Genomic DNA, 4,693 nt, shown 5'->3' on the forward strand with positions numbered 1-4,693 from the left:
TTGCTGGCTTACAATCAGGCCGAGTTCCGGAAACTCGCGGGTTGGGCGAGGTTTCGGAATCGTGCCCACCTCGGGAAAATGAAGCCGACAGAACGTTGCGCCAGCCCCCACTCAGCTGCCTAGAGCTGGTCAAATAGTTGGGCTAACGACAAGTCGCCGCTTAATAACGGAATCGTCCGGCCAATCGTGCGGTCGTCATGTAGCGCCGCGACCAGGAACGCCGCGAGGTCCGCCCGCGAGATGCTGCCCACGGCCAGCGGATCACTCTTGAAGCCCCCGGTCGGCGCGTGAAAGGACAGGGCCCCCGGCTCCGCGATGGTGTAGTCCAGCGAAGTCTGGTGGGTCAGCCAGTGGTCGGCGTAGAACTTCGCCACGTACAGCGGCTTTAGCGGGTCCGCCCAGCGGCTGCGGTCCTCGGCGAAGAGCATGCTGATCATCAGGAAACGGTGAACCCCCGCGATTTCGGCGGCCTGCATGGTCTTGACCGCCCCGTCGAGGTCGATCAGAAGCGTCATGTCGTCCTTGGTCCGGCCACCGGACCCGGCGGCGAAGATCAGCGCGTCGTTGCCCAGCATGCCACTGGCCAATCGCTCCGGTTTCTCCAGCAGGTCCAGCCGGCAAACCTTGACGCCCAGGTCTTCCCAGTCCTCGCTGTCCTCATCGGGGCGCAGACCGGCTACCGGCACGTCTCCCCGCGCTTGCAGCTGGCGCACGACCAACCGCCCCACTTGTCCATTTGCTCCGACGACCAACACTTGCATCTTTTTTGGCTCCCTTACTAGTTAATTGCGCTGGGTGGCCGAACCAACCGAAAGGGCCACCGGGCGCGTACTAGGTCATATTATACACGTTTCCACCGGGCGATTTCAGAAAAAACGGCCGCGAGCCTTTACCTCCGGCGCAAAAGTGCCATAATATAGAAAGGAGACTGATCAGCGGTTGATCGGCATCGCGAGTTTTTAGAGGAGGTTCAACGTTTTGGCAGATTCAGCATTAACCATCACAGACTTAGATGAAGGGGCGCAAGATACGGCGCTTACCGAATTCGCGCACTTTTACTTGAAGCACTATCGGACGAACGACCTGGAGATCCTTTCCGATTACCGGGTGGATTATTCGATGAACGACATTAACACGTACTTGTTCGAAAACCGGTTCTTCTCGCCAGAGGAACTGATTGCGGGTGTCCTCAAATACAAGCGGCCCCTGTTCATGAACATTCTCAAGACCGTCGGGTTACCTTACAACGCCAACGGCTCGCTCCAGGACATTACCTGGGAAGGCTGGTACGCCCAACGGTACGCCCAAATCAATCAGGGCCTTTAATTTCAAAATAAAAACGTCGCTGACCATCCTCAGCGGCGTTTTTTTGTGTCATTTTTGATTGGTGGGCTGCCTTACAGCTTGCCGACTAAATCGGTCCCCGGCTTCAGGGTCGCGTCACCCGGGTGCCAGTTGGCGGGGCAGACCCGGTCGCCGTGTTCGGCCACGAATTGAGCCGCCGTCAACGTCCGCAGCACCTCGCTGGCGTTACGGCCGATGCCCATGTCGTTGATGGTGTAGGAACGCACCTGACCTTGCGGGTCGAGAATGAAGACGCCCCGGTAGGCTTGCCCTAGTTGCGCGTTCAGCACGTCAAAGTGCCGGGCCAGGACCCCCGCGGGATCGGCCAGCATTGGGTAGGCCACCTTGCCGACCTCGGGACTCTGTTCGTGCCAGGCCTGGTGGACGAACTCCGTATCCTCGGACACACTGTAGATTTCGGCATTCTGGGCCTTAAATTCCGCGTAGTGGTCCGCTAAGTCCCCTAATTCGGTCGGACAAACAAATGAAAAGTCCGCCGGATAGAAGAAGAGAATCGACCAATGACCCAACAGGTCGGCCTTGGTCACCGGCTGCACGTCCCCCGCTTGGTAGGCGTTCACTTGAAAATCGGGTAAATCTGAACCAATATAATTCATCATACTTGCTCCCCTCAATTCTTGATCTTTAACTCACTGTCCATTCTACGCGCTTTTTGCACACTAATCAAGAATCATTCTAAAGTAGTTCGGCGGTCGGGTAAGCAATTCAATGGGTCATTATTTTGGCCACCTAGAACGGTTCTTATTAAATCGATTAGCATTTCGCTTGCTATTTGGGCGCGAGTTCGGTAAACTATGGTTTGTAAGATAAATGAGAAGCTGTTAGGTGAGGCTCCTATACGGAAAATGCTACTGCTCAGAAACATCGAGAGATGCCAATGAGTCAGCTGTTCAGGTCAATTGAAGGCCTGATCTAATGTAGCTGTTGAACAAACTACGCCGTATAGTGCTAAAACTCAACGACTAGCCCAGTTTTTAAGATGCCTGATTTCGAGTGCGTCCAGCTAGTCGTTGCTGGACGCTTTTAATTTATCAAAAAACTGCTAAAGGAGGTGGGAACCATGACAACTGTTAAAGATGACCCCGGATCGTGTTGTGATCACTTGCTGGAGGGAAAGCTAGCCCTGGTTTCCACCTCGGAGTTGACGCTTTGAGGCGGTCCTCAAGCCTGACTTTCCCGTTCCGGACGCCGTAGCTTGATGCGGCGGTTCGACTTTCACGTTTTAAGCTAAAATGACTGATTCGCCGTTATCTCAGACGGGGTCAACGTTGTAGTTGACCAGCTTACCGCCTGACCTTCCCGTACTCGTTTGGGAACCAGCCATTTTAGACCGTTCCATCGATAACGCAAGCTAGAGTAACGCCGTTTCCTCGGTCCTGCCCCGCCATGATGCATTGACGTGCTAGTGTGGGCAGCGTGCTTCACCGTTGGGGGAACCCAGTGGGGAGAAAACATCGTGTTGCTGACGCCGTTTCCCCGTGACCGGTATTTTAAAACCGCAACAGTCGAAAATTGACACTTACCAAGCCAAGTCATTGGCTATTCACGTGAACGTGGCGACCCCATGGGCTGATGGGAATCACCCCGCAAGCGACCCACTCGCAGCGTGAATGCGCTGGTAAGTCACTCACAACCATGACCTTTTATAAAACGCACCCGCTGATTATGGCCGGTGCGTTTTTATTTCCCCTAAAGACGCAAAAAAGGGTTCCGGAATTTTGATATCCCGGAACCCTTTAAATGTATCAGTGTCGTGTTAGGCCCGCTTACGCCGGACCTGTTCGAGGTAGGCTTGACTCTTTTCCTCGCTAAATTCGTGTTCGGACTTGCCGATAACGACCGTGGCCAGGGAGTTCCCCACCACGTTCACGGCGGTCCGCCCCATGTCGACTAAGCGGTCGATACCGGCGATGAAGGTCAACCCACTCATCGGTACCCCAATCGTCGAGACGGTGGCCAAGAGGACCACGAAGGACGCACCGGGCACCCCGGCCATCCCTTTACTGGTAATCATCAAGACCACCAGCAACGTGATTTGCTGGCCGAGACTCAGGTGAATGTTGTAGGCTTGCGCCAGGAACAGGGCCGCCAGCGATTGGTAGATTGCCGAGCCGTCCAGGTTAAAGGTGTACCCGGTCGGAATCACGAAGGAGACGATTCCTTGGCTGACCCCGAACTTGTCCATCTTATCGATCAGCCGGGGCAGGGTCGCCTCGGAACTGGCGGTCGAGAAGGCCAGCACGGCTTCGTCCTTGATTACCGTGAGTAGGTCCCAGAGGCGGAAACCAAAGATCCGGGCGACCAGGCCCATGAAGACCACGATAAAGAGGGCCATGGTCCCGTAGGCCAGCAAGATGAAGTATCCCAGAGGTGCCAGCGCCGAGAGCCCCATCTGCGCGATGGTCGCCCCAATCAGGGCACAGACCCCGATGGGCGCCGTATGCATGACCCAGTTGGTGACGCGGAACATGACTTGCGAGACGGCGTCCAGGAAGTCGATGATGATTTTTCCCTGCTTGCCGATGGCGGCGGTCCCCAACCCGAAGAAGACGGAGAAGAAGATGACGGGCATCATGTCACCCTCCGCCAGGGACTTGAAGAAGTTGGTCGGGATAATCCCCATCAACGTGGCCCAGATGCCCGTATTCTTGGCTGATTTGGCCGTAGAGACGTATTGACTGATATCCGTACTATGTAGTTGGTGAATGTCGATAAAGCTCCCAGGATGGAAGACGTTCCCGACCAGCAGCCCCAAGGCAATGGCGATGGTGGTCATGATTTCGAAGTAGATCAGGGTCTTGCCCCCGACCCGGCCCAACTGCTTGATATCGCCCATGTTGGCAATCCCGACGGTCAGACACGAGACCACGATGGGCAGCACGATCATTTGGATTAAGCCGATGAACATGTTCCCGATGTTCTGCATCGCGGTGATGGCCATCTTATTTTCGTAGAAGACGGCCCCAAAAATAATTCCGAGGACTAACCCGATGAGGATTTGCCACCCCAGGCTCAGTCGATAGTTCCGGTACTTTTTCATAAACTTCTTTCACCCGTTTTCTTTTTTAATCGGTTCTGATAAAGCGGCTTGATTAAGGTCACCTCACTATGATAGCACACCCAACGGTTTCTGGCGCGCTCGACTGGGAAAGCCCCTGCTTGGATAGCGGTCATCCGCGTTGAATCGCGCCTGATTAAAGGTCCGTCACTGAACAATCTGCCGCAAGGGACCGGACCATTGATGCATGAAGCGCCTTAAAAAAGCATGGTACAAAAAAAGGAACTCATCGCTGAGTTCCTTGCGTTTGCGTGGCAACGTCCTACCCTT

Annotated in this window: 4 protein-coding genes and 1 riboswitch; of the genes, 1 reads left to right on the forward strand and 3 read right to left on the reverse strand. The window is 54.9% G+C overall.

The annotated features are described in order from the left end of the window. Positions 1-119 precede the first annotated feature (119 nt). Entirely contained in the window at positions 120-761 is a 642-nt protein-coding gene (locus FD37_RS08690) for an SDR family oxidoreductase (protein WP_045806881.1), read from the reverse strand. A gap of 217 nt (positions 762-978) precedes the next feature. On the opposite strand from FD37_RS08690, the gene FD37_RS08695 reads away from it, so the two are divergent. After that, positions 979-1,326, forward strand: coding sequence for a hypothetical protein (locus FD37_RS08695; protein WP_045806880.1), 348 nt, complete (start codon positions 979-981; stop codon positions 1,324-1,326). Between the two features lie 71 nt (positions 1,327-1,397). Here FD37_RS08695 and FD37_RS08700 read toward each other — a convergent pair whose 3' ends face one another. Next, complete coding sequence (locus FD37_RS08700) at positions 1,398-1,961, reverse strand: peroxiredoxin (RefSeq protein ID WP_056964842.1); 564 nt, start codon at positions 1,959-1,961, stop codon at positions 1,398-1,400. 214 nt (positions 1,962-2,175) lie between these two features. Continuing rightward, positions 2,176-2,339, forward strand: a riboswitch (M-box (ykoK) riboswitch). Positions 2,340-3,121: 782 nt separating this feature from the next. Then, positions 3,122-4,405 (reverse strand): dicarboxylate/amino acid:cation symporter, encoded by a 1,284-nt coding sequence (locus FD37_RS08705; protein ID WP_056964844.1) that lies wholly within the window; start codon positions 4,403-4,405, stop codon positions 3,122-3,124. Between the last annotated feature and the right edge of the window lie 288 nt (positions 4,406-4,693).

The sequence above is a fragment of the Levilactobacillus spicheri DSM 15429 genome, from assembly GCF_001435095.1.
In the GTDB taxonomy this organism is placed as follows: domain Bacteria; phylum Bacillota; class Bacilli; order Lactobacillales; family Lactobacillaceae; genus Levilactobacillus; species Levilactobacillus spicheri.